Raw genomic sequence first — 22,546 nt, 5'->3', positions numbered from 1 at the left:
CCTGAGGTTGCGGCTTTTTAGTTTCTGCCAGGGATCAGTGAGCAAACAATGAATTGCCCTTCTGCCCCGCCAGTTTCTCCGGTTTGATCAGGAACCGCGCCAGTGCTGGCAACAGCCACAGCGCACCGAACATGTTCCAGAGCAGCATGAAGGTCAGCATCAGCCCCATGTCGGCCTGGAACTTGATGGCCGAGAAGATCCAGGTGCACACGCCGATGGCCAGGCACAGACCGGTGAACAACACGGCTTTACCCGTGGATTTCAAGGTCTGGTAATAGGCTTCCTGCAACGGCAGACCGGCACGCAGGAAACTTTCCAGTCGGCTGTAGATGTAAATCCCGTAGTCCACGCCAATCCCTACACCCAGCGCCACCACCGGCAGGGTCGCGACTTTCACGCCGATGCCCATGAAGGCCATCAGGGCGTTACCGAGCACCGAGGTCAGCACCAGCGGCAGCACGATACACAAAGTCGCCGCCCACGAACGGAAGGTGATCATGCACATGGTCGCGACGCAGATGTAGACGAGGATCAGGATGGTCAGCTCGGATTGCTTGATCACCTCGTTGGTGGCCGCCTCGATGCCGGCGTTACCGGCGGCGAGGATGAACTCCAGGCCTTCCTTGTTGTTTTCCTTGGAGAAGTCCTGCACCGCGTGCACTGCGCGATCCAGCGTTGCAGCCTTGTGATCGTTGAGGAACACCAGCACCGGCGCCAGGGAGCAGCTGTTGTTGTACAGGCCGTCAGCCCGGGCGATGGAGTTGTTCAGCACGTCCGGGTTGCGTGACAGGGTTTCCCATTTCAGGTTGCCCTCGTTCATGCCCTTGATCATCTGCTTGGACACGGTCACCAGGGAAATCGCCGATTGAACGCCCTCGGTGTTCTGCATCTTCCACATCAGCTCGTCGATCGGCGCCATGGCTTCGTAGCGCGAGCAGCCTTCGGACTTGGTCTTGACCATCACCACCAACACGTCAGAACTGGTGGAGTAGTTGCTGATGATGAAGTTGTTGTCCTTGTTGTAGCGCGAATCCGGACGCAGCTCTGGAGCACCCTGGTCGAGGTCGCCGATTTTCAGGTTCTGGCTGTACCAGAGGCCACCACCGAAGGCCAACAGGGCCAACACGATCGACACCGGCGCAACTTTCGGGCTGGCAAAGTTCGACAGCAGGCGCCAGAACGGGTGTTCACGGTGTGCGTCTTTCTTGCTGCGCTCGACGGCGCGTTTACTGATGCCGACGTAGGAAATCGCCACCGGCAGCAGAATCAGGTTGGTGAACACGATCACCGCCACGCCGATGGACGCGCCGATGGCCAGCTCGCGGATCACACCGATATCGATGATCAGCAACGTGATGAAACCCACCGCATCCGCGAGGATCGCGATCATCCCCGGCAGGAACAGCTGGCGGAAGGTGCGCCGCGCGGCGGTCAGCGCGTTGTCGGCCTCGCTTGACTGCAGGGCGATGCCGTTGATCTTCTGCACGCCATGGGAAATACCGATGGCGAAGATCAGGAACGGCACCAGCATCGAGTACGGATCAAGCCCGAAGCCGAAAAAGTGCATCAGCCCGAGCTGCCAGACCACCGCCACCAGCGTCGTGCTCAATACCGCCACGGTGCTGCGCATGCAGTTGGTGAACCAGTACAGCAGGATCAGGGTGATAACAAAGGCGACACCGAAGAACATCACCACCATGACCAGGCCATCGATCAGGTCGCCGACTTTCTTGGCGAAACCGACGATGTGGATCTGCACGTTGGGGTTTTGTTTTTCAAACTTGTCGCGGATCTTTTCTTCCAGCTCGTGGGAAAACTTGCGGTAGTCCAGCGCCAGCAACGTGCCCTGGTCCTGCGGGTCCGGGTAGGACTCCAGCAGCGGGATATCGACGATGCTCGACTTGAAGTCGTTGGCCACCAGACGCCCGACCTGCCCGGACTTGAGCACGTTATTGCGCAGCAGGTCGAGGCTTTGCTGGGAGCCGTTGTAGCTCTGCGGGATCACTTCACCACCGGCGAAGCCCTCCTCCGTCACCTCGGTCCAGCGTACGCTCGGACTCCACAGCGACTTGAGGCCGGAACGGTCGACGCCGGAGATGTAGAACACCTCGTCGTTGATCTGGCGCAGGGTCTCCATGTACTCCTTGGAGAAGATGTCGCCGTCGGTGGCTTCAACCGAGATCCGCACGGTGTTGCCCAGGTTCGCCAGATCGTTGCGGTGCTCCATCATCTTTTGAATGAACGGATGCTCGAGCGGGATCATTTTTTCGAAACTGGTGGACGGCCGGATCAGCGTCGCCTGCCAGAACAGGAAAACACTGACCAGCAGGCAGATGAATATCACTGCCGGGCGGTTGTTGAAAATCAGACGCTCAAGAAACGTCGCCTTGTCTTGGTGATGGCTTGTCATGGATGTCATAGCTCCGCCCTTCTTATTATTTGCCCAGCTCTGAGCCGGTTGGCGAAGTAGCGCGAACGCCGCCCTGTCCCGCCAGAATCAGATTGCCGTTGCCCGCTGCAGTCACCGCCGCCACGGAAATGCGATCCGGGCGGTTGAACACGCTGAAGGTTTCGCCGTTGTCGTTGCTGCGGATCACGCTGCCACCGTTGCCGACGATCACGATGGAACCGTCGTCGAGCAGCGTCGCGCCGGACAGACCGAACTCCAGTGTGCCGCGGGTCGCTTTCAGCTCGACCGGTTCCCAGGTGCTGCCGAAGTCGGTGGAGCGAAACAGGTTGCCGCGCAGACCGTAGGCCAGCAGCGTGTTGGCTTGAGCGGTGCCGATCACGCCGAACAGCGAACCTTCGTATGGGCCTTCAAGCTTTTCCCAGGTCTGGCCCCAGTCGGCGGAGCGGAACATGCTGCCCTGCTCGCCGACGATGAACAGGCCGGCATCCTTGACCGCGGCAATGCCGTTGAGGTGGTACTGGTCTTCGTTATCGAGGCGATCGCTGGCGTCTTCCCAGTTTTTGCCGCCGTCGGTGGTGGCCAGCAGCGCGCCGTAAGCGCCCACGGCAAAGCCGCTGTTGGCGTCCTGGAACCAGACGTCAAGCAGCGGCGATTCGCGTTTCAGATCTTCGAATTGCTTGGTCCAGGTGACGCCGCCATCCTCACTGGCGAGGATCTGTGCGTCATGGCCGACAGCCCAGCCATGTTTGTCGTCGACAAAATAGACCGAGGTCAACAGTTGCCGGGTCGGCACCTTGGCCTGGGTCCAAGTCGCGCCCTGGTCATCGGAATACAGAATGTGCCCGCGATCGCCGACCGCCACCAGGCGCTTGCCGGCGTGCACGACGTCGAGCATCAGGCTTTTGCTGGCCTTGGCGGATTCAACGGAATAGATAACGTCAGATGCCGGCGCCGCGGCGGCCAGGACAGGTGCCGACAACACGGCACAGCCCAACAGCGAGAGCGCTGTAGCCAGCAACGCTAATTTGCGCAGTGCCGGCGGGCGGCAGATACCCACACCCATGACAGGCTCACTCATAGACCTTCCCCCATTTTTATTGTTAGGTCGTTCGACCTTTCAGGGCGCCGTTAGGGTTGCTCATCGGGATTGAATGGTTCGGAGCATAGTCCTGAAACCCGCAATCCAGAGCCCCTTCGGAAGCTGGCTTATCCTATCGGGGTTTTGAAAGGTCTGACAATCGACGCCACGTTATCTTTTGTTAACCTGGGGTCGATGCGCCTGGGGTGAATAACCGGGCATTCCGCAGGATGATGGTGGTGAGCGGTTTTTGTGAGTTATCAACCTGCCAGTTCTCTAGAGTCAGAATTTACTCTCGACGAAGACAAGTAATGATTCATTTAATAAGCGGCTCCTTATCCAGCCCGTCTCTTCAAATCAACACCCACACCCAGGCTTCGACGCCGACTTCAAAAGAGCTGGAAACTGTTTGCCAAGGTAAAGCTGAATTCGTGCTGAGCAAAGAAAACAGACAAGCCGAGTTCGCTACTTCAAAAGGTTTCATCAAGACGTCTCAGTTCTTTGACACCGTACCGCGCTCTTATTCAAGCACCACTACCACTACGATTTTGTCGTCCGAACAGATCAAGGCTAACGTAAAAAACAATCTGAACACCGCGCTGACCATGCACAACCTGATAAAAGAGGGATATGAGCTCGCAGAACACAAACCGGAAAGCACCTCGCCGCGCATAGAACTCGCCACGCGCATTCAGTCCAGCTTGAGTGAAGCTGCCAACGATCGTCTATCCATACTTGCCGGTCCGGTTGGTTTGGTCGTAGATAGAAGCAACATCACATCCTCCACCCCGGCTACATGCAGCGTGGACCAGTGGCTAAAGCAACATGACAGACCGGATTGCTACATCGTCCTGAACGGCAACAACGACGAAACCTACGTCTCGTTCATCGCTGAAAAACTCGCGGACAGCAAGCACATCAATTTTATTACCAGTGGATTCGGTGGCCACGGCACGACGGATCGTCACGCCATCGCGACCAACAAAACCGAGGGTGACCGCTTCAAAGAACTGTTGATGGAAAAAGGCATCGACCCACAGCGGATCATCGTTGACCCGTTCTCGACCAACAGCGGCCAGAATGCGATTAACGTCGCCGACATCATTAACCGTGACATTAAAGATGGAAAGCCACTGGGCACGGTGGTTGTCAGTGGTACGCCCGCCGCGGTCTTTCGACAAACCTATACCTACGCTCAGCAACTCAAGGTAAACAGCGAAACGCCATTTCAGATTGAATCATTCCCGTTCTGTGACGAGGCTAAATACACCTCGCTCGCTGATAATCTGGCAATTATTCGAGAGTTTTCTACCACGCTGAATTATCTGTTCAATACCCAGTACCTACCGAGTGATGCGAGCGTCTACCCTGACACGTTTTTCTCCTCGGCTCAGAACTGCCTGGCTACGTTCGCTGAAAAGTTGACGGCGGACAACCCGAAAGATGCTGCTGACAATGAAGAGGTTGTCAGCGCCATACGAACAATTGACCCGCACATGATTGAGCGATTCAAGTCGGGGCAGTTGACCCTGGATGACAAGACCGCCGTACGTAAAGTCGACGACTTTTTCAGGTCTCTCTTCAATCCTCTGGAACTCACCTTCACTCGCGACACCGTATAAGCCATAAAAAAATGCCCGTATCGAAAGATACGGGCATTTCAGTTTCAGCAGCCTTTGCGAACAAACTCGCTCACACAAGCATCACGCCAGACTTTTGCTGACCACTTCAAACACATCGCTGGACAGCTGACCCGAAGCACGAATCCGCTCCAGCTCACCTTTCATCAATGCCTGACGAGCATCGTCGTATTTGCGCCAGCGCGTCAGCGGCGCCAGTTGCCGCGAAGCGATCTGCGGGTTGAAGCCGTTCAACTCGATGACCAGATCCGCGAGGAAGCGATACCCGGAACCATCCGCCGCATGGAAGTTGATCAGGTTCTGCCCGGCAAACGCACCAACCAGCGCCCGCACCTTGTTCGGGTTCTTGATATTGAACGCCGGATGCTGCATCAACTGACGCACACGCTCCAGCCCACCCGGCAACGTGCTGCCCGCCTGAACGCTGAACCACTGATCCATGACCAGCGGGTTGTCCTTGAAGTGTTCGGCAAAACTCGCCAGCGCCCTGGCCTTCTCTTCTTCAAATGGCGAATTGACCAACACGGCCAATGCCGTCAGACGCTCGGTCATGTTGTCGCTGGTCTCGAACTGCTCAAGCGTGGTCGCCAGGACTTCCGGCTTGCCGCTCAACATCAGGTACGACAGCGCAATGTTCTGCAACGCGCGACGAGCAAAGTGCTCGGCCTCGGCCACGTATGGGGTTTGTTTCGACAGATCACGATTGGCCTGGTAACGCAGCCACAACGCCTCGAACAAACCGTCCGCCAATTGCTTGCGGGCAAACTCGCGAGCGATATGGATGGCATCGACGTCAGCCACTTCGCTGATTTCTGTCAGATATGCCTCACCAGGCAGCGAGAGCATTTCGGCAACCATCGCCTGATCCAGCGTCTCGTCCGACAGCACAGTGCGCAAGGCAGAAACCAGACGCTGATCCAGCACCAGCGTCTCGCCCTTCTGCTGCTGAGCGATCAGTTCTTGCAGCACTTGAACCGACAATTGCTGACCGGCATCCCAGCGATTGAAGCCGTCGCTGTCGTGCTGCATCAGGAACATCAGCTGATCACGGTTGTACGGGAAGCTCAATTTCACCGGTGCCGAGAAGCCGCGCAGCAACGAAGGCAAAGGCTGTTCAGCAATGTCGACGAAGGTGAAGGTCTGCTCGGCCTCAGTCACCGAAATCACCCGCGAAGTGCCCTGAGCGCTGGCTTCACCGGAAAGACGCAAGGCAATGGCCGCGCCTTTGGAGTCCAGCAGGCCCAACTCGACAGGAATAACGAACGGCAGTTTTTCAACCTTGTCCGGGGTGGCCGGGCAGCTTTGGCGGAACGTCAGGCTGTAGGTTTTCGCGGCGGCGTCGTAGGACTCACTCACAGCCAATCGCGGTGTACCGGCCTGGCTGTACCAGCGTTTGAACTGGGTCAGGTCGACACCATTGGCATCTTCCATGGCTTTGATGAAGTCATCACAGGTCACGGCCTGGCCATCATGGCGTTCGAAGTACAGGTCACTGCCTTTGCGGAACCCTTCGGCGCCGAGCAAAGTGTGGATCATGCCGACCACTTCCGAGCCCTTTTCGTACACGGTCAGGGTGTAGAAGTTGGAGATTTCGATGAAGCTGTCCGGGCGTACGGCGTGTGCCATCGGGCCAGCGTCTTCGGCGAACTGATGGGTGCGCAAGTAAGCCACGTCCTGAATGCGCTTCACGGTGGCCGAGTTCATGTCGGCGGAGAAGCCCGAATCACGGAACACGGTAAAGCCTTCCTTCAGCGACAATTGGAACCAGTCGCGGCAGGTCACGCGGTTACCCGACCAATTGTGGAAGTATTCGTGGGCAACGATCGCTTCGACTCGCTGGTGCGCGGCGTCGGTCGCGGTTTCGGCGCGGGCCAGCACGGCGCTGGAGTTGAAGATGTTGAGACCCTTGTTCTCCATGGCGCCCATGTTGAAGTCGTTGACCGCAACGATCATGAAGATGTCCAGATCGTACTCGCGACCGTAGACTTCTTCGTCCCAGCGCATCGACTTCTTCAGACTGTTCATGGCGTGCTGGCACTTGTCGATGTTTTCCGGCTCGACATAAATGCGCAGCGCTACGGAGCGCTCGGTCATGGTGGTGAAGGTGTCTTCGACGCACCACAAGTCACCGGCCACCAGCGCAAACAGGTACGCCGGTTTCATGAACGGGTCTTCCCACGTCGCCCAATGGCGGCCGTCTTCGCCCGGACCGCTGGCAATCGGGTTGCCGTTGGACAGCAGCACCGGATAGCTGTGCTGCTCGGCGACCACCGTGGTGGTGAACTTGCTCATCACGTCCGGGCGGTCGAGGTAATAGGTGATCTTGCGGAAACCTTCGGCCTCGCACTGGGTGCAGAACATGCCGCTGGATTTGTACAGGCCCTCCAGCGCGGTGTTGGTTTCCGGGTGGATCTTGACGCTGGTATCGACCGTAAACGTCGTGCTGGTCGGGTGCAGGGTCAGGTGATTCTCGGTCAGTTGGTAATCAGCATCACTCAGGTCGCGATCAGCCAAAGTGACCGACAGCAATTCGAGCTGCTGACCATCGAGTACCAACGGCGGCAGGCCCGGACCGCGATCAGGGTTACGGCGCATCACCAGTTGCGCATGGACCAGGCTGTGGTCCTCGAACAACTCGAAGGTCAGGTGCGTTTCGTCGATCAGGTACTCGGGCGCCTGATAGTCTTTCAAATAGATCATCTTCGGTTGTTCGGTGCGCATGCTGGAGTCCTTACTGATGCACGGCGAGCTGATAAGCCGTGTATTTTCGAATATTGATCACGCCGGTGTCGAAAATCAGGTACTGGCCCTTGATTCCCAGCAGCGTGCCTTCGGCAATCGGGTTTTTGTCCAGGTTGAAGCTGACGATCTTGGCCGGGTATTGCTCTACCGGATAGCGGATTTCCAGCGGTTCCACGTCGGCAATGGTCTGGATGGCTTGCAGGCCAAATCGTTCCTGCAAGTTTTGCAGGCCTTCGGCGCAGCTTTCAAACAGCTGATCGCGAACCGCTGCCAGATCCACCGAAACCGCTTCGCCCTTGAGTAAAGCACGCCAGTTGGTCTTGTCCGCGACCTGACTGCGGAACAGGTCTTCGACGAAGCCCGACTGCTGGCGGGTCGAAACACGCATGATCGGCAACGCCTGACGGGCGCCCTGGTCGATCCAGCGGGTCGGCAACTGGGTGGCGCGGGTAATCCCGACTTTCACCCCGGACGAGTTCGACAGATATACAATGTGATCGGTCATGCAGAACTTCTCGCCCCACTCCGGTTCACGGCAGGTGCCGGCGTCGTAATGGCAACGCTCCGGGCTCATGATGCAGATATCGCACTGCGCCAGTTTGGTCATGCACGGGTAGCAGTAACCCTGGCTGAAACTGGTTTTGGTCTTGCGCCCGCAATGGGAGCAGTGGATCGCCCCCAGGTATTCCAGACGAATCGTAGAGCCGATCAACGGATTGACCGGCACCTCGACTTCGCCCAGACGAAACGCGTACTGCACGTCGGACCCGTCCAGGCGTGTCGACATTTTACTGATTGCACCGCGGCCAATCTCGATCAATGGATGGCATCCGACTTGAACAGGATATTCGGTACGGTGATCGACTTGGAGCTGCACTCCTGCGGGCCCATATAGCCAGTGCGCTCTTCTTCGGGAAGGTTCTGGATTTCCCAGGCGATCATCGCTTGCAGCGACAGTTCGCGTTGCTCGGCGGTGAGTTTGCCACCGTCCGACCATTTGCCGATTTCCACCGCCAGTTTCAGGCTCCGGTAGATATCCGGGGTGATGTTTTTGATCATTTCGTTAAAAGAGGACATCAAGGTCTCCGCGCTCTTTAATTCACATACGATTCTGGACGGCCAGTTTACGGCGGTTGTACAAACCGCCCAACAAACCGGTCAAGCATCCGACGAGCAACCCGCCGACGTGGGCGGCGTTGGCAATTTCACCGAAGCCGATCATCGAGACCAGCCCGGACAGGCACAGCAGCAGCCACACCAGCATCATCACCAGCACACCGCGCGGCAGGCGATAAGCCTGGTTCGGCGACAGAACCTGGAAGATCCAGCAATGCCCGAGCAGTCCGTACAGCACACCGGACAACCCGCCAAACAAGGTCGGGCCGCTGAAGTAAAACTGGGCGTAGTTCGACACGAGGGCGAACAGCGAGGTCAGGCCGATCAGGTTGATGCTGCCCTGGCGCGACTCGATGCGCCGCCCCAGCTCCCAATACCACATGCCGTTCATGGCCAGGTGCAGGAAACCGAAGTGGATCAGCATAGGCGTCACCAGGCGCCACCACTGCCCCGCCGCCAGGCTGTCGGCCAGTGGCGTGAAATGGATGTACTCGCCAACCACCCGAAAATCGAGGAAGGTGAACCAGCGCATCGTGTCGAGGTTTTCGCCCAGCAGCGTCACCGCGCCGACGATCAGGCTCAGCAGCAGCACCAGTGCAGTCGCTTTGGCGTGGCGCAATTGCTCGACGAAACCAGGACGCTTTGTGGTTTTCGCCACCGGAATGTCCAGTTGCTGATCGGGATCACCTGCCGGGAAACGCTCGTACAATGCACGCACGTCTTCACTGATATTGGCGGGCACCCACAGCACCTGCTCGCCCTGCTCTTCGCTGACCCGATGCGGCACCTGCATGCGTTGCAGCAGTTTGACGAACCCGCTCAGATCCACCGCCAGCGGCAGGCGCAATACAGCAACGGCACTCATCGCAGCATCTCCGGCCGTTCAACATCGACCCAGACAAACTTGTGCGGATCGAGCCGGGTTTCCTGGTCCAGGCGATAGGCAACCAGCTTGCCGTAGAGCACCGCGCTGTAATCCAGGCAGGCCAGGTTCGGGCGGATCGGCGCCGGTTTACCGCTGCGCCAGTAGTGGCCGACGAACAGCAGGGGCTCGTCAACGCCATAGCGCAGCAAGGTGTCTTTTTCGGTGGAAGACAGCGGCGTTCGGGCCACGGGTTCCGGTAAGGCGTCAGGCTGGAACACGATGTCTCCGTAGGTTTGCGGGTCGTCTTCCCAGAACTTGGTGCGGAAGAACGAGCGCGTCAGGCCATCGCCGCTGGTCATGGTCAAACCGTGGGGCAAACGCATGTCGGTGCCACGCAGCAAGCGGTCGAACACGGTGCAGGCGAAACTGCCCGGCACCGCGGAGGCCTGGAGGAAATGTTCATCGACGCAACCGTCGGGAAACAGCGCGCGCAACGGCTCGATCAGGCCCGAGTCCCAACAGGCATGCACCACGCGGAAACGCCCGGCATCCAGAAACAGCGGCAATTCGTAGAACCATTGCTGGAAGGCATGCCAGTCGCCGGGGTGATCTTCAAACTGGGTCAGGGTTTCACCCAGCAGGCGCGCATGACGCGGGGTATGTTCACGGACGAACTGCTTGCCGCTGCCCGGCGGCGCCGGCGTGCTCCAGCCGAGTGCGTTGAATTCGTGGTTGCCCATGATGCACAGCGCCTGGCCAGCCTCGACCATGTCATGAACGATGTGCAGCGCCTCGCGAATCCGCGGGCCACGGTCGATGATGTCACCGACGAACACCGCCATGCGCGACGCATGCCGCCAGACACCACCTTGTTTGCGGTAACCGAGCCGGTCGAGCAAGTGCTCAAGGGTCAGAGCGCATCCGTGCACGTCACCGATCAGGTCGTAACTTCGCGCGGGATCGAGCATCAGTCGCCTCCACCCCCCAACTTGCTTCCCCAGCCGAGCTTGGTTCGGCAGACCTCATAGTAGTTGTGGTCGAGCGGGTGAATCAGCCGCAGCTTCTGTGCTTTCTTGCTGACGGTGATGGTGTCACCTGGCGCGCAGGTGAAGTGGTTCTGCCCGTCACAGGAGACTTGCGGGTAGATCTGCATATCCTTGGACACGACGATTTTCAGCTCACTGTTGCCATCGACCACAATCGGCCGGCCCGACAAGGTATGGGGGTACATCGGCACAATCACAATAGCGTCGAGCTTGGGGTGCATGATCGGGCCGCCCGCCGACAGTGCGTAAGCGGTCGAACCGGTCGGCGTGGCGACGATCAGGCCGTCGGCCTTCTGGCTGCAGACGAACTGGCCGTCGATGTACAGCTCGAACTCGATCATCCGCGTCGATTTGCCGGGGTGCAGTACCACGTCGTTCAGTGCATCGCCCTGGCCAATGGCCTCGGCATGGCGCCGGACTTCGGCCTGCAGCAGGAAGCGGTTTTCCACCAGGTAGTGGCCGTCGAGCACTTCGGCGACTTTGACTTCGAGCTCGTCCGGGCGGATATCGGTCAGGAAACCCAGGCTGCCCCGGTTGATCCCGAGCACCGGAATATTGTGTCGGGCCAGTGCGCGCGCGGCGCCGAGCAGGCTGCCGTCACCGCCGACCACAATCACCATGTCACACACTTCGCCTAGCATCTTGCGCGACGAGGTTTGCAAGCCATGACCCGGCAGCACTTCGGCGATGGTGTCTTCGAGGATCACGTGCAGATGACGATCGAGCAGAAACCGTTTCAGTCGGCGGACGGTATCCAGCACCTGCGAACTGCCCAGGCGACCGATGATGCCGATATTACGAAATTGCTCCATGGGGCTCCTATTGGGACGCGGGGGCCTGCGACGGCGAAAAACACGATTATGGGCGAAAGCGCGGGATAGACAAAATCCTTTCAGCGACAAGGGTGTACTCATGTTTAGGGCTATGCTCGCAAGATGATCCTATTTCCCGATTTGCTGCAGTTACCCCACCAGTTGCGCCACCCTGAGGTGCGCGATTTGGCGTGGGTCATCCTCGCGCCGCCGATGCTCGAGGTCACGCCGTGGCCGCAACGTCATCCGCTGGCCGGCAGTGACTGGGTGCAGGCGCCGGAACGGCTGGAACTTTGGCTGCGGCAACTGGATCGCGACAGTTATGACCTGCTGCACTGGCTGGCCCAGGCCCGGACCCGGCGTCTGGGTCTGTACTACGAACGGCTGTGGCAATACGCCGTGCGCCATGCGCCGGGCATCGATCTGATTGCCGCTAATATGCCGATCCGCCGCGAGGGTCACACGCTGGGCGAGCTGGACATGCTGCTGCGTGATCGCGACGGCGTGCATCACCTGGAACTGGCGATCAAGCTTTACCTCGGCCCGCAAGAGGGCAATGGGCACGACACGGCGCACTGGTTAGGCCCGGGCTGCCATGATCGACTGGACCGCAAACTGGCGCACTTGAGTCAGCATCAGTTGCCGATTTCCGCCCGGCCGGAGAGCCGTGAAGTTCTGGCGGCGCTGGATATCCAGCAGTTCAGCGCGCATTTGTGGCTGGGTGGGTATTTGTTGTATCCGTGGCCGGGGCAGTCCCAGTCACCGGACGGCGCACATCCGCAACATTTACGCGGAAGCTGGCTGCATCAAAAGGACTGGAAGGATTTTGTCGCACAGCGTCCGTTCGGGCGCTGGCAGCCCCTGCCCCGTCATGCCTGGCTGGCTCCGGCACATTATCCGGTGGAGCAGGCCTGGAACACGGAACAGCTGGAAGCCTGGCTCAGCGATCTGGAACCGCTGGCACCGGCGCAGTTGCTGGTGCGGTTGATCGAGAATGCCGAGGGGGATTGGGAGGAAGCGGAGCGGTTGTTTCTGGTGGCGGATCTTTGGCCGAATGTGCCGGGCAGTGGTTGAGTTTGTGGTTGTCTGGCCCGGCCTCATCGCGGGCAAGCCCGCTCCCACAAAATTTATGTTGGATGCAAAACTGGCGAACGGCACAAAACCTGTGGGAGCGGGCTTGCCCGCGAATGGGCCAACTTGGTCTAAATGGACAACCGCACAGCCAACGCCGCCAACGTCACCAGCAACACCGGCACCGTCAACACAATCCCAACCTTGAAGTAATACCCCCACCCGATCCGGATACTCTTGCGCTCCAGCACATGCAGCCACAACAACGTCGCCAGACTGCCAATCGGCGTAATCTTCGGCCCCAGGTCGCTGCCAATGACGTTGGCGTAGATCATCGCCTCCTTCACCACACCTGTTGCCTGGCTGGCATCAATCGACAGCAATCCAATCAGCACCGTCGGCATATTGTTCATCATCGACGACAGCAACGCGGTCAGCACCCCAGTGCCCATCGCTGCGCCCCAGACGCCGTAACCGGCGAAGCCGTCCAGCCAACCCGCCAGATACCCGGTGAGTCCGGCGTTGCGCAGCCCGTAGACCACCAGATACATGCCCAGCGAGAAAATCACGATCTGCCACGGCGCTTCTTTCATCACCTTGCGCGTGGAAATCTTGTGACCTCGGGCAGCAATGGCCAGCAACAACGCCGCGCACACCGCCGAAATGGCACTGATGGGAATGCCCAGCGGTTCCAGCGCAAAACAGCCGAGCAACAGGATCAGCAACACCGCCCAGCCCGCGAAAAAAGTCGCCTTGTCGTGGATCGCGCTGGCCGGATGCGCCAGTTGCTCGGGATCGTAATCCTTGGGAATGTCGCGCCGGAAGAACCACATCAACACCACCAGCGTCGCCCCGACGCTGACCAGATTGACCGGGATCATCACCGCCGCGTAGCGATTGAAGGTGATGTGGAAGAAGTCGGCGGAAACGATGTTCACCAGGTTCGACACCACCAGTGGCAGGCTCGCAGTGTCGGCGATGAACCCGGCGCCCATCACGAACGCCAGGGTCGCCGCCGGCGAAAAACGCAGCGCCAGCAACATGGAAATCACGATAGGCGTGAGGATCAGCGCAGCGCCGTCATTGGCAAACAGCGCCGAGACCAGCGCGCCAAGCAGCACCATGTAGGCAAACAACTTGCGCCCACTGCCACGGCCCCAACGCGCAACATGCAGCGCCGCCCAGGCAAAGAACCCTGCCTCGTCCAGCAACAGGCTGATGATGATCAGCGCGACAAAGGTGCCGGTGGCGTTCCAGATGATCTGCCACACCAGCGGGATATCGCTCAGGTGCACCACCCCGAAAACCAGCGCCAGCACGGCGCCGAACACCGCGCTCCAGCCGACACCGAGGCCTTTGGGTTGCCAGATCACCAGAGTAATGGTCAGCAGGAAAATCAACGACGCAATGAGCATGCAAAGCAGCCTTCAACAGAAATCAGGAATTAGCAGCAACGTACCGGGCGATCAGCCATGACCTGCAAACGAGCGACGTCATCGGCGAGCCATTCGCCGTGATCCGCTAACGCGCCCTGCAACAGCGAGATGACCCAAGGCGCTAACTCCGGGTGCAGACGATAAAACACCCACTGCCCCTGGCGCCGGTCCGCCAACAGGCCATTGCTGCGCAAGAGCGCCAGATGGCGAGAGATCTTCGGCTGGCTCAAGTCCAGCCCTGCAGTCAACTCGCACACGCACAACTCGCCTTCGCGGGCGATCAACAGGGCGATTCGACTGCGGGTGTCATCGGCCAGGGCCTTGAAAATATCGACGGGACTGTGGGAGTCGAACATGCGGGGAACGCCTCGGAGCAAACGAGGCGTGAATATATGGAATTTCGAATATTCAGTAAAGCGAAGTCTGGAAAACACTGTTTTATGTAGCCGCGCCGAGCTTGCGAGGCTGCTGCTACAGTCAAACCTTTTTGTGCTGCTCGACCCACTCGCCATAAGCATTGATGAATTTTTGCAAAAACGGCTTCACCGCCTCGGACAGTTTGCCCGCCTCATCGAAGGCCGAACCGGCGCCGCTCAGGTAGGATTCCGGTTGTTGCATGCAGGGCACATCGAGAAACACCATGGACTGGCGCAGATGGTGGTTGGCGCCAAATCCGCCGATCGCCCCCGGTGAAACGCTGATCACCGCCCCGGGCTTGCCACCCCAGGCACTCTTGCCATAGGGCCGCGAGCCGACGTCGATCGCATTCTTCAGGGGCGCCGGTACCGAACGGTTGTATTCCGGGGTGACGAACAGCAACGCGTCGGATGAACTCACTTGTTGTCGGAAAGTGCTGTAGGCTGCCGGCGGTGAAGTGCCATCGATGTCTTCGTTGTACAGCGGCAAGTCGCCAATTTCGATGATTTTCAGTTTGAGATTCGCAGGTGCAAGATCGGCCAGGGCCAACGCGACCTTGCGATTGATCGATTCCTTTCTCAAGCTGCCGACCAGAACGGCGATCGTATAGACGTTGCTCATGGAAGATTCTCGACTGTCCGATGAAAGAGCTTGTAGTTATAGATGACGATTCACACAGCGGACGACTGAAAATGCCGTCCCGGACTATTTTTTTCCCGTAGGAAAACTTACCTCGCCCAACCACGGTCTACAGAGCCGCAAATTGAGTGATTTATCTCCAGAGGTTCTAAGCAGATGGCAGCAGTACTCGTCGGTCAGTTCCATGCAAGAGACGCGGAAGGCCGTGTCTATTCCGTGCATGAGTTCCAGGAATCCACCCCGTCAACAGACGGTCTCACCGCTGTCACCACTTACAAGCTGGCCATTGGCGACCGCGTCAACAAGCTTGATGAAAACGAGTTTCTGCTGGTGCAATCGGGCGTCACCATCGTTCGCGAATCCGACACCTTCATTGCCGGCGTGCCGGAAACCAACGTCGCCTCATAACCTCGCGTTATGAGCAGAAGTCTTATGCGCGGACTTGGGTTAGGATTCAGCCACTGACTCCCTCTCCTGCTGAACATGGACTTCACGCATGCGTTTACGTCATATCGAAGTGATACAGGCGCTCCTGCAGACCGGTCACCTGGGCACCGCCGCCGAATGGTTGCAGTTGCCAGTGGCCGAGGTCGAAAGCATTTTGCGTGACGCCGAGAGCCAGTTGGGTTTCATGTTGTTTTCCAGCGTGCGTGGACGCTTGCAGGCCACGCGCGAGGCGCGGGAGTTGCAGGTCGAAATCGCCCACGTCTACGAGGCGCTCGAACCGGTCCAGCGTCTGGCCAGCAGCCTCAAGCAGTATCAGGCTCCGCCCCTTCGCATCATTTGCACGCCGCCCCTGGCTCAACAATTGTTGCCCCAGAGCATCGCGGCCCTGCGCCGGCGTCTCCCCGACGTGCCCTGCAGCCTTTTGAGCCAGCCCACCCGTGACATCGTCAGAAGCCTGCTGCTGCGCGAAAGCGATCTGGGCTTGAGCCTGCACGATCCCGATCACGCAGACATTCATTGTCAGGTCATTGCCCAGGGCAAACTGCAGCTGTTGGCCCCCCACGGCTGGCTGCAACCGAAACAGAAGTACATTTCGCTGCAAGACCTGGCGGGCCAGTCGATGGTCGGCCTGGAAGGTCATGATCCGCTGAGCCCTGCGCTCGACAACAAACTGCACGGCTTGCGCCCTGCGCCTGTCGTTCACACCCGGGTTCAGACCCACCAGATGATGCGCAGCATGGTCGAGGCCGGGGAAGGTCTGGCAATTGTCGACCCGTTCACCGCGCTCGGTGCCAAATCCGCTGGCCTGGACGCCTGTCCGTTGGCGCCCGCCGTGCCGATCAGCGTCTACGCCCTGACCTTGAAGAACGGCGAGCCTTCCCCGGCCGTTCAGGCATTGCTGGATATCGTCACGGAACAAGCCGTGGCGATGTTGGCGAGCTGATCGGGTTTTCCAGCGGGTTTTCGAACAATCGATACCAGAACAACGCGATCTCGGCGGTGTTGGGGTCGATGCCGCGATAGCGCAGGTGATCGATTCCGCCAACCGCGTAACCGCAGCGCTCATACAGTCGACACGCTCCCAGGTTGTTGTTCTGGGTTTCGAGCATGATGCCTGGCAGTTTTTTCTTGCGACTCCAGAACTGCGCCACGTCCAGCAGCGCCTTGGCCACGCCATGCCGCCGGGCCGGCGCGTGTACCGCCAACTCGTCGATGTGGGCAAAGCCGTTCCAGTTAGTGCTGATGACTAGGTGACCCACCGGCTCATCGTCGAGATAAGCCATGAAAATCGCACTGTCGGCGGCATCGCGGAAACTGCTGAATTCCTCGGGATCAATACCGTAGCACTTGCGGTAAGGGATGATCGGCGTTACCGGCCACTGCTCCACCGGTTTGCCGATTTCGGCTGCGCCATAGGCCGCGACTTCAAAACTGAAATCACTGCCCCAGATGTAAGCAGCGAAGCCATCGTCGGCAACGCGCACCGATAGCCCCGGGTACTTCGGATTCATAACCGGTTGCATACTGGGAAAGGTCCTCACGCCTTGATGCAATCGACGGTGTAATGCCGCCCACTGCCCTCGTCTTCGTGTTGCAAGCCGTGCACATCGGCGACAAACCCCGGGAAACTGCTGTCGAACGTGCGGGCAAACGCCAGGTAATCGATGATCGAGCGGGTCGACTCGGTGAAGCGTTCGCCGGGCATGATCAACGGGATCCCCGGCGGGTACGGCACCAGCATGACTGCGGCGATGCGGCCATCCAGCGCATCGATCGACACCGCCTCCACTTCGCCACGTACCAGTTGATCATAGGCGTCGGCGGGCTTCATGGCGATTTCCGGCAGCACCGTGTACATGCGTTTGAGATGTTTGGCCGTGGCATTGCTGCGGTAACAGGCGTGCAATTGATCGCACAGATCGCGCAACCCCATGCCCTTGTAACGCGCGCCATCCTGCTGCGCCACGCACGGCAGGCAGGTCGAGAGACTGACGTTGGCGTCATAGCTGCGCTTGAACTCCAGCAACTCGGTCAGCAGCGTGCTCCATTTGCCTTTGGTGATACCCATGGAAAACAGCACCAGAAATGAATACAAACCGGTCTTCTCGACCACCAGCCCGCGCTCCCAAAGGAACTTGCTGACCACCGCCGCCGGAATCCCGCGTTCACTCAGCGCACCGCCCGCCGTCAGGCCCGGCATCACCAGGGTGACCTTGATCGGATCGAGCAGCACATAGTCGTCGGTCACGCCGCCAAAACCGTGCCAGTCGGCATCGGGTTGCAGCAGCCAGTCTTCGGTGACGACACGCTCGATGCCTTCCACCGACGGCGGCTGCCAGATCGAAAACCACCAGTCATCGGCAGCAATGTGCTGCCGCAGGTTGGCCAGCGCCCGACGGAAACTCAAGGCCTCGTCGAACATTTCCTGTAACAAGGAACGCCCGGCCGGGCCTTCCATCATGGCCGATGCCACGTCCAACGAGGCAATGATGCTGTACTGCGGCGACGTGGAGATGTGCATCATGAACGCTTCGTTGAAGCGGTCACGGTCCAGTTGCCGCGCTCCACCGTCCTGAACGTGAATCATCGAGGCCTGACTGAACGCCGCCAACAATTTGTGGGTGGAATGGGTGGTGAACACCAGCGGGCTGTCTTCGCTGCGGGAAGTGCCCATGCCGTAACGCCCGGCGAAGAATTCGTGAAACGCCGCGTAGGCATACCAGGCCTCATCGAAATGCAGCACTTCGACGCTGTTGCCCAGGTTTTGCTTGATCAGTTCGGCGTTGTAGCAGAGGCCGTCATAGGTGGAATTGGTCACCACCGCCAGTTTGACTTTGGGCGCGCGGCCCTTGGTCAGCGGGCTGGCGTCGATCTTGGCCTGGATCGACTCGCGGCTGAACTCGCTCAGCGGAATCGGGCCGATGATCCCCAGTTCGTTGCGCTCCGGGCACAGGTACAGCGGAATGGCGCCGGTCATGATGATCGAGTGCAATACCGACTTGTGGCAATTGCGGTCCACCAGCACCAGATCATCGCGGGCAACCATGGAATGCCAGACGATTTTGTTCGCAGTCGAAGTGCCATTGATGACGAAAAAAGTGTGATCGGCGCCGAAGTTGCGCGCCGCTCGCGCCTCCGCCTCGGCCAGCGGGCCAGTGTGATCGAGCAGCGAACCCAATTCGGGCACCGACACCGACAAATCAGAGCGCAGGGTGTTTTCCCCGAAAAACTGGTGGAACGCCTGCCCCACCGGGCTCTTGTGATACGCCACGCCGCCGCCATGCCCAGGCGTGTGCCAGGAATAGTTGGAATCGGCGGTGTGCTGCACCAGCGCCTTGAAAAACGGTGGCAGCAGACCATCCAGGTATTTGCGTGCAGCTCGTGCAACCTGTCGCGCCAGAAACGGCACGGTGTCTTCGAACAGATAAAGAATGCCGCGCAGCTGATTGAGCTCGTCCATGGCATCCGCCGGGGCGTTTTCCAGCGTCACTTGCTCGCCGAGGGCGAAGATCGGCAAATCCGGCGCACGCACCCGCGCCAGGCTGATCAGTTCGGCCATGTTCTGCAGCAGATGGGAATTGGCGCTGGGGTCTTCGGCGGCGATCAACATGCACGAGAGGCCGTGATGCGTCGACGCAACCAGTCGCCCCTCGGTGTAATCCACCGCCGAGACAATGCTGAAGCCTTCCTGCTCCAGCTCCCGGGCGATGCCACGCACGCGATCACCGGCGACGGTGTCAGCCTTGATGTCGCGATGGACGATCAGGATCGGGAATCTCAAATCTTTATACATGGGGCTCAGTGTCCTGAGGCGGCAGACCTTGGCCTGCCAATAACCTCAGGGTAGAGGGTTGAGGCGCATGTGGCGAGGGGGGACGTCCTGAAATGGGTCATCGGCGGCGCTACGCTTGATCAAGATCAAAAGATCGCAGCCTCGTTTCACTCGACAGCTCCTACAGGGTTACGCATTCCATTGTAGGAGCTGTCGAGTGAAACGAGGCTGCGATCTTTTTGAAGGACCTAAGCCTGAGCTTCAGCCTCAGCGAGTTGCACCCACAGTGCCGGGGCGCCGGCAGATTTGGCAATGGCTTCCATCCGCGCCACATGCCGGGCCAGATCGTCTTCGCTGGCGCGAATGATCCGCGTCGGCTGACGATCGGCCGGCAAGCGGCGGATTTCAGTGGCGGAATTGTCCGCGCCTTCACCGGAGCCATTACCGTCGGACGCATTGCCGGCCAGCGACAGACTGGTCTGGCCGCCGGTCATGGTCAGGTAAACGTCGGCAAGGATCTCGGAGTCGAGCAAGGCGCCGTGGAGTTCACGGCCGGAGTTGTCGACGCCATAACGTTTGCACAAGGCGTCGAGGCTGTTGCGCTGCCCCGGGTGACGTTCCCGGGCCATCATCAGGGTGTCGAGAATCGAGCAGTGTTGCGTGATGTCCGCACGATCGTGCTGACCCATCAGGGCGAATTCGTTGTTGATGAACCCAACGTCAAACGCCGCGTTGTGGATGATCAGCTGCGCGCCCTTGATGAACTCGAAAAACTCATCGGCCACTTCAGTGAAGCGCGGCTTGCCCACCAGGAATTCGTTGGTGATGCCGTGGACGCCGATGGCGCCTTCGTCACTTTCGCGGTCCGGTTGCAGGTAAACGTGGAAATGCCGGCCCGTCAGGCGCCGACCGATCAACTCGACACAACCGATTTCGATAATCCGGTGGCCGTCGGTCACCGGCATGCCGGTGGTTTCGGTATCGAGTACAACGGATCTGGTGGCCATCAGTGCTCAGCTCTCAACGGGTCAATCGTGCAAAAGCGGCGATGTTAACACGCTCGCCGGATCCGGTGCGCACACAGACAAATGACTGACGCTCATGCAATTTTTAACAATCATTAGCAATGTTCATAAAGCCTGACAGAGAACGTCTTGATAGCGTGCGCCCCTTGATTTCCAAGGGTTTGAATTGTCATGAAGAGTGCACGGCTTCTTGTGTTGATTACCTGCCTGTCGAGTTCGGGCGCTCAGGCCACCAGTTTTGTCATCAGCACGGATATCACGCTGAGCCTGACCTTGATTTCGTCCAAGGTCACCAGTGGTTCGTTCAAAGACGATGTTGTGCTGGCGGCCAAGGATAACGCGGCAACGTTCGTGGCCAGTGAGGGGGAGATTCGCGGGGTTCGAATCGAGGCGGCGTTTGAGCGGATTCGGGGGGGGGTTGGTCAACGGTCAGCATTCAGATCAACAACTGGCTACCGCAATTTTGATGCTGTGACTTCCTGTGGGAGCCGGGCTTGCCCGCGATGCAGACACCGCGGACATTCAGTAAAACCGCGTCATCGTTCATCGCGGGCAAGCCCGGCTCCCACAGTGAATCGGTGGAGCGAAGCTGATTCCATTAAACTTGAAGCTTTGCGTTCAGATTTCCAGGGACGGCTAATTTCCTCCACACGAGCGGACGGTGAAGTACGCTGACGCCGGAAAATATGACTTTAATTCCTCCATACTGGGAGTCGTGTTAGAAGTTTTCCATGAGTCAAGATATTGGACCATTGGTTTACTCTCCGAGTCCAACAAGACAACAGCATTAAAGTCATGCGCACACTCCCCAATTAATGGAACGACGTAATTCTCAGCGCCTACAATGCAAGACCTTTCCCCATTAACCTCATACCTCCTAAGAACTTCCTTATCAACCTCTTCAAGGGAGTGAAAACAACATGAAAGATTTAACACATCACCAAAAACAAACATATCCACCACATCAGAATCTAGCGCCATATGGGGTGATGATGTGTTTTCACAGCGAAGGATATTGGCGTTATTTTCTATATTGTAGTGAACGCATGCAGACAACAAACTACAATTTCCCGAGTAATGGATATAAGTATAATTAGCAAATCTGGCGATCTGACGGAGATCCTCAACACTTAAGTGTTCAGGCAATGGCTTTGGACTCTCATCAAGATGTAGAGACTGCTGAATTCTTTTCAGATCATGACTGCCAATATCGCCAAGCTTTCTCTCCGCAAATTTGGAACTCAAAGAGTGAACACCATATCCTGCCGCACTGCCAAATACTTTCATATATATCACCCCGCTCAACTTCGCCCACTATATGGACATACAGAGACAAAAAACGCTACCTTGCCAATTGTCAAAATACGCGATTCAGCCTACTTCCTGCACCCATAAAAAAGGGACTTGCAAGCTTTGCTATTGCAGCATGCTTTAAACTCTATCCGCGCAAACACCCGCTTATTCTCGGAATCAGCCTCACCACACAATATGCAAGCGCTTATTGAAACAGACTACTCACTCCCCACCAAAAACCAAACACCTTGCAGAACAAACACTCTATCAACTCAAACTTCAACCACTCTCACATGCAAACACAGGCCTTTAGCATTTTCGATGTGTTCTCTGTCACAAAATAATAATGAAACATCGCATTGAAAACTAACAGCCAGCCCTGTAGCTCTCGCGCTACCCGAGCAACAATACACGCCAAGCCAATATGCAATGGAACCACAACGTCATCACACTAGGCGGCGCCAAGATTCTCATCCAGTCGATGACCAATACCGATACTGTTGACACAATGGCTACCGTAGCCAAAGTCAAAGACTTGGCAGATGCAGGATCTGAACTGTCTAGATAACAGTCAAGCCCCTAAGCCGCCGTGATTGTGGCCACTGAGCGGGAGATTCGCGGGGTTCGGATCGAGGCGGCGTTTGAGCGGATTCGTGGTACAATAGCCGAAAAGTATTTAGATCAACAACTGGCTACCAAAATTTTGATGCTGTGACTTCCTGTGGGAGCCGGGCTTG

The 22,546-nt window shown here is 58.2% G+C and carries 21 protein-coding genes and 1 pseudogene; 7 read left to right on the top strand and 15 right to left on the bottom strand.

Going from position 1 to position 22,546, the window contains the following annotated elements:
- Positions 1-34: 34 nt before the first annotated feature.
- Both ACYZTL_RS01695 and ACYZTL_RS01690 read right to left on the bottom strand, forming a co-directional pair.
- Entirely contained in the window at positions 35-2,410 is a 2,376-nt protein-coding gene (locus ACYZTL_RS01695; RefSeq protein ID WP_461950293.1) for an efflux RND transporter permease subunit, read from the bottom strand.
- A 25-nt stretch (positions 2,411-2,435) separates the two neighbouring features.
- Positions 2,436-3,488 (bottom strand): WD40/YVTN/BNR-like repeat-containing protein, encoded by a 1,053-nt coding sequence (locus ACYZTL_RS01690; RefSeq protein WP_461950292.1) that lies wholly within the window; start codon positions 3,486-3,488, stop codon positions 2,436-2,438.
- Positions 3,489-3,799: 311 nt separating this feature from the next.
- Between ACYZTL_RS01690 and ACYZTL_RS01685 the strand changes: the two genes are divergently transcribed.
- Entirely contained in the window at positions 3,800-5,110 is a 1,311-nt protein-coding gene (locus ACYZTL_RS01685; RefSeq protein ID WP_461950291.1) for an ElyC/SanA/YdcF family protein, read from the top strand.
- A gap of 81 nt (positions 5,111-5,191) precedes the next feature.
- Here ACYZTL_RS01685 and pepN read toward each other — a convergent pair whose 3' ends face one another.
- From pepN to ACYZTL_RS01655, 6 genes are read right to left on the bottom strand one after another with little or no spacing between them, the layout of a single operon-like run.
- Positions 5,192-7,849, bottom strand: a complete 2,658-nt coding sequence (pepN, locus tag ACYZTL_RS01680) for an aminopeptidase N (RefSeq protein WP_461950290.1) — start codon at positions 7,847-7,849, stop codon at positions 5,192-5,194.
- A 10-nt stretch (positions 7,850-7,859) separates the two neighbouring features.
- Complete coding sequence (locus tag ACYZTL_RS01675; RefSeq protein WP_461950289.1) at positions 7,860-8,690, bottom strand: DUF2797 domain-containing protein; 831 nt, start codon at positions 8,688-8,690, stop codon at positions 7,860-7,862.
- On the bottom strand, positions 8,687-8,947 hold the full coding sequence (locus ACYZTL_RS01670; protein WP_461950288.1) for a YeaC family protein: 261 nt from the start codon (positions 8,945-8,947) through the stop codon (positions 8,687-8,689). The genes ACYZTL_RS01675 and ACYZTL_RS01670 overlap by 4 nt, the downstream gene beginning before the upstream one ends.
- A 22-nt stretch (positions 8,948-8,969) precedes the next feature.
- Positions 8,970-9,851, bottom strand: a complete 882-nt coding sequence (locus tag ACYZTL_RS01665) for a rhomboid family intramembrane serine protease (RefSeq protein WP_461950287.1) — start codon at positions 9,849-9,851, stop codon at positions 8,970-8,972.
- Positions 9,848-10,822, bottom strand: a complete 975-nt coding sequence (locus ACYZTL_RS01660; RefSeq protein ID WP_461954237.1) for a metallophosphoesterase — start codon at positions 10,820-10,822, stop codon at positions 9,848-9,850. The genes ACYZTL_RS01665 and ACYZTL_RS01660 overlap by 4 nt, the downstream gene beginning before the upstream one ends.
- On the bottom strand, positions 10,819-11,709 hold the full coding sequence (locus tag ACYZTL_RS01655) for an NAD(+) kinase (protein ID WP_007988608.1): 891 nt from the start codon (positions 11,707-11,709) through the stop codon (positions 10,819-10,821). Before ACYZTL_RS01655 ends, ACYZTL_RS01660 begins: the two co-directional genes overlap by 4 nt.
- Positions 11,710-11,832: 123 nt before the next feature.
- Here ACYZTL_RS01655 and ACYZTL_RS01650 point away from each other — a divergent pair, with 123 nt between their 5' ends.
- A complete protein-coding gene (locus ACYZTL_RS01650) occupies positions 11,833-12,783 on the top strand; it encodes a DUF1853 family protein (protein WP_461950286.1) in 951 nt (316 codons plus the stop codon).
- Positions 12,784-12,911: 128 nt separating this feature from the next.
- Here ACYZTL_RS01650 and ACYZTL_RS01645 read toward each other — a convergent pair whose 3' ends face one another.
- The 3 genes from ACYZTL_RS01645 to ACYZTL_RS01635 form a co-directional block, all read right to left on the bottom strand.
- Positions 12,912-14,195 (bottom strand): arsenic transporter, encoded by a 1,284-nt coding sequence (locus tag ACYZTL_RS01645; protein WP_461950285.1) that lies wholly within the window; start codon positions 14,193-14,195, stop codon positions 12,912-12,914.
- 29 nt (positions 14,196-14,224) lie between these two features.
- Positions 14,225-14,572: a metalloregulator ArsR/SmtB family transcription factor gene (locus tag ACYZTL_RS01640; RefSeq protein ID WP_461950284.1), complete on the bottom strand. Its 348-nt coding sequence runs from the start codon at positions 14,570-14,572 to the stop codon at positions 14,225-14,227.
- A 121-nt stretch (positions 14,573-14,693) separates the two neighbouring features.
- Positions 14,694-15,254, bottom strand: coding sequence for an NADPH-dependent FMN reductase (locus ACYZTL_RS01635; RefSeq protein WP_461950283.1), 561 nt, complete (start codon positions 15,252-15,254; stop codon positions 14,694-14,696).
- Positions 15,255-15,428: 174 nt separating this feature from the next.
- On the opposite strand from ACYZTL_RS01635, the gene ACYZTL_RS01630 reads away from it, so the two are divergent.
- Together ACYZTL_RS01630 and ACYZTL_RS01625 are read left to right on the top strand one after the other, a co-directional pair.
- Positions 15,429-15,680 (top strand): hypothetical protein, encoded by a 252-nt coding sequence (locus ACYZTL_RS01630; RefSeq protein WP_461950282.1) that lies wholly within the window; start codon positions 15,429-15,431, stop codon positions 15,678-15,680.
- Between the two features lie 88 nt (positions 15,681-15,768).
- Complete coding sequence (locus tag ACYZTL_RS01625) at positions 15,769-16,662, top strand: LysR family transcriptional regulator (protein ID WP_461950281.1); 894 nt, start codon at positions 15,769-15,771, stop codon at positions 16,660-16,662.
- On the opposite strand, the gene ACYZTL_RS01620 is transcribed toward ACYZTL_RS01625, so the two are convergent.
- From ACYZTL_RS01620 to dnaQ, 3 genes are all read right to left on the bottom strand, one after another.
- Positions 16,628-17,242 carry a GNAT family N-acetyltransferase gene (locus ACYZTL_RS01620; RefSeq protein ID WP_461950280.1) on the bottom strand — a complete coding sequence of 205 codons (615 nt, stop codon included), beginning with the start codon at positions 17,240-17,242 and terminating at the stop codon, positions 16,628-16,630. The two genes, ACYZTL_RS01625 and ACYZTL_RS01620, sit on opposite strands and share 35 nt — an antisense overlap.
- A gap of 14 nt (positions 17,243-17,256) precedes the next feature.
- The gene (locus ACYZTL_RS01615) at positions 17,257-19,512 is read right to left on the bottom strand and encodes an Orn/Lys/Arg family decarboxylase (protein WP_461950279.1); all 2,256 of its coding nucleotides are present in this window, start codon (positions 19,510-19,512) and stop codon (positions 17,257-17,259) included.
- 227 nt (positions 19,513-19,739) lie between these two features.
- Positions 19,740-20,498 (bottom strand): DNA polymerase III subunit epsilon, encoded by a 759-nt coding sequence (gene dnaQ / locus ACYZTL_RS01610; protein WP_214383761.1) that lies wholly within the window; start codon positions 20,496-20,498, stop codon positions 19,740-19,742.
- Positions 20,499-20,687: 189 nt separating this feature from the next.
- On the opposite strand from dnaQ, the pseudogene ACYZTL_RS01605 reads away from it, so the two are divergent.
- Positions 20,688-20,991 (top strand): annotated as a pseudogene (locus tag ACYZTL_RS01605) (DUF2388 domain-containing protein).
- Positions 20,992-21,152: 161 nt separating this feature from the next.
- Here the strand turns inward: ACYZTL_RS01605 and ACYZTL_RS01600 are convergent.
- Positions 21,153-21,803: a T3SS effector cysteine hydrolase SpvD family protein gene (locus tag ACYZTL_RS01600; protein ID WP_461950278.1), complete on the bottom strand. Its 651-nt coding sequence runs from the start codon at positions 21,801-21,803 to the stop codon at positions 21,153-21,155.
- A 430-nt stretch (positions 21,804-22,233) separates the two neighbouring features.
- On the opposite strand from ACYZTL_RS01600, the gene ACYZTL_RS01595 reads away from it, so the two are divergent.
- Together ACYZTL_RS01595 and ACYZTL_RS01590 are read left to right on the top strand one after the other, a co-directional pair.
- Positions 22,234-22,377 carry a flavodoxin-dependent (E)-4-hydroxy-3-methylbut-2-enyl-diphosphate synthase gene (locus ACYZTL_RS01595; RefSeq protein WP_461950277.1) on the top strand — a complete coding sequence of 48 codons (144 nt, stop codon included), beginning with the start codon at positions 22,234-22,236 and terminating at the stop codon, positions 22,375-22,377.
- A 21-nt stretch (positions 22,378-22,398) separates the two neighbouring features.
- A complete protein-coding gene (locus ACYZTL_RS01590; RefSeq protein WP_461950276.1) occupies positions 22,399-22,524 on the top strand; it encodes a DUF2388 domain-containing protein in 126 nt (41 codons plus the stop codon).
- Positions 22,525-22,546 lie beyond the last annotated feature (22 nt).

It is taken from the genome of Pseudomonas sp. LB3P81 (genome assembly GCF_054897965.1).
Note: the sequence above shows the minus strand (reverse complement) of the source record. Positions and strands in the feature narration are given on the sequence as shown.

Coding starts and splice junctions, on each gene's coding strand:
- ACYZTL_RS01695 (WP_461950293.1), bottom strand. CDS start 2,410: ATGACAAGCCATCACCAAGACAAGGCGACGTTTCTTGAGCGTCTGATT.
- ACYZTL_RS01600 (WP_461950278.1), bottom strand. CDS start 21,803: ATGAAAGTATTTGGCAGTGCGGCAGGATATGGTGTTCACTCTTTGAGT.
- ACYZTL_RS01670 (WP_461950288.1), bottom strand. CDS start 8,947: ATGTCCTCTTTTAACGAAATGATCAAAAACATCACCCCGGATATCTAC.
- ACYZTL_RS01665 (WP_461950287.1), bottom strand. CDS start 9,851: ATGAGTGCCGTTGCTGTATTGCGCCTGCCGCTGGCGGTGGATCTGAGC.
- dnaQ (WP_214383761.1), bottom strand. CDS start 20,498: ATGGCCACCAGATCCGTTGTACTCGATACCGAAACCACCGGCATGCCG.
- ACYZTL_RS01690 (WP_461950292.1), bottom strand. CDS start 3,488: ATGAGTGAGCCTGTCATGGGTGTGGGTATCTGCCGCCCGCCGGCACTG.
- ACYZTL_RS01650 (WP_461950286.1), top strand. CDS start 11,833: ATGATCCTATTTCCCGATTTGCTGCAGTTACCCCACCAGTTGCGCCAC.
- ACYZTL_RS01635 (WP_461950283.1), bottom strand. CDS start 15,254: ATGAGCAACGTCTATACGATCGCCGTTCTGGTCGGCAGCTTGAGAAAG.
- ACYZTL_RS01645 (WP_461950285.1), bottom strand. CDS start 14,195: ATGCTCATTGCGTCGTTGATTTTCCTGCTGACCATTACTCTGGTGATC.
- ACYZTL_RS01685 (WP_461950291.1), top strand. CDS start 3,800: ATGATTCATTTAATAAGCGGCTCCTTATCCAGCCCGTCTCTTCAAATC.
- ACYZTL_RS01615 (WP_461950279.1), bottom strand. CDS start 19,512: ATGTATAAAGATTTGAGATTCCCGATCCTGATCGTCCATCGCGACATC.
- ACYZTL_RS01655 (WP_007988608.1), bottom strand. CDS start 11,709: ATGGAGCAATTTCGTAATATCGGCATCATCGGTCGCCTGGGCAGTTCG.
- ACYZTL_RS01595 (WP_461950277.1), top strand. CDS start 22,234: ATGCAATGGAACCACAACGTCATCACACTAGGCGGCGCCAAGATTCTC.
- ACYZTL_RS01625 (WP_461950281.1), top strand. CDS start 15,769: ATGCGTTTACGTCATATCGAAGTGATACAGGCGCTCCTGCAGACCGGT.
- ACYZTL_RS01620 (WP_461950280.1), bottom strand. CDS start 17,242: ATGCAACCGGTTATGAATCCGAAGTACCCGGGGCTATCGGTGCGCGTT.
- ACYZTL_RS01630 (WP_461950282.1), top strand. CDS start 15,429: ATGGCAGCAGTACTCGTCGGTCAGTTCCATGCAAGAGACGCGGAAGGC.
- ACYZTL_RS01640 (WP_461950284.1), bottom strand. CDS start 14,572: ATGTTCGACTCCCACAGTCCCGTCGATATTTTCAAGGCCCTGGCCGAT.
- pepN (WP_461950290.1), bottom strand. CDS start 7,849: ATGCGCACCGAACAACCGAAGATGATCTATTTGAAAGACTATCAGGCG.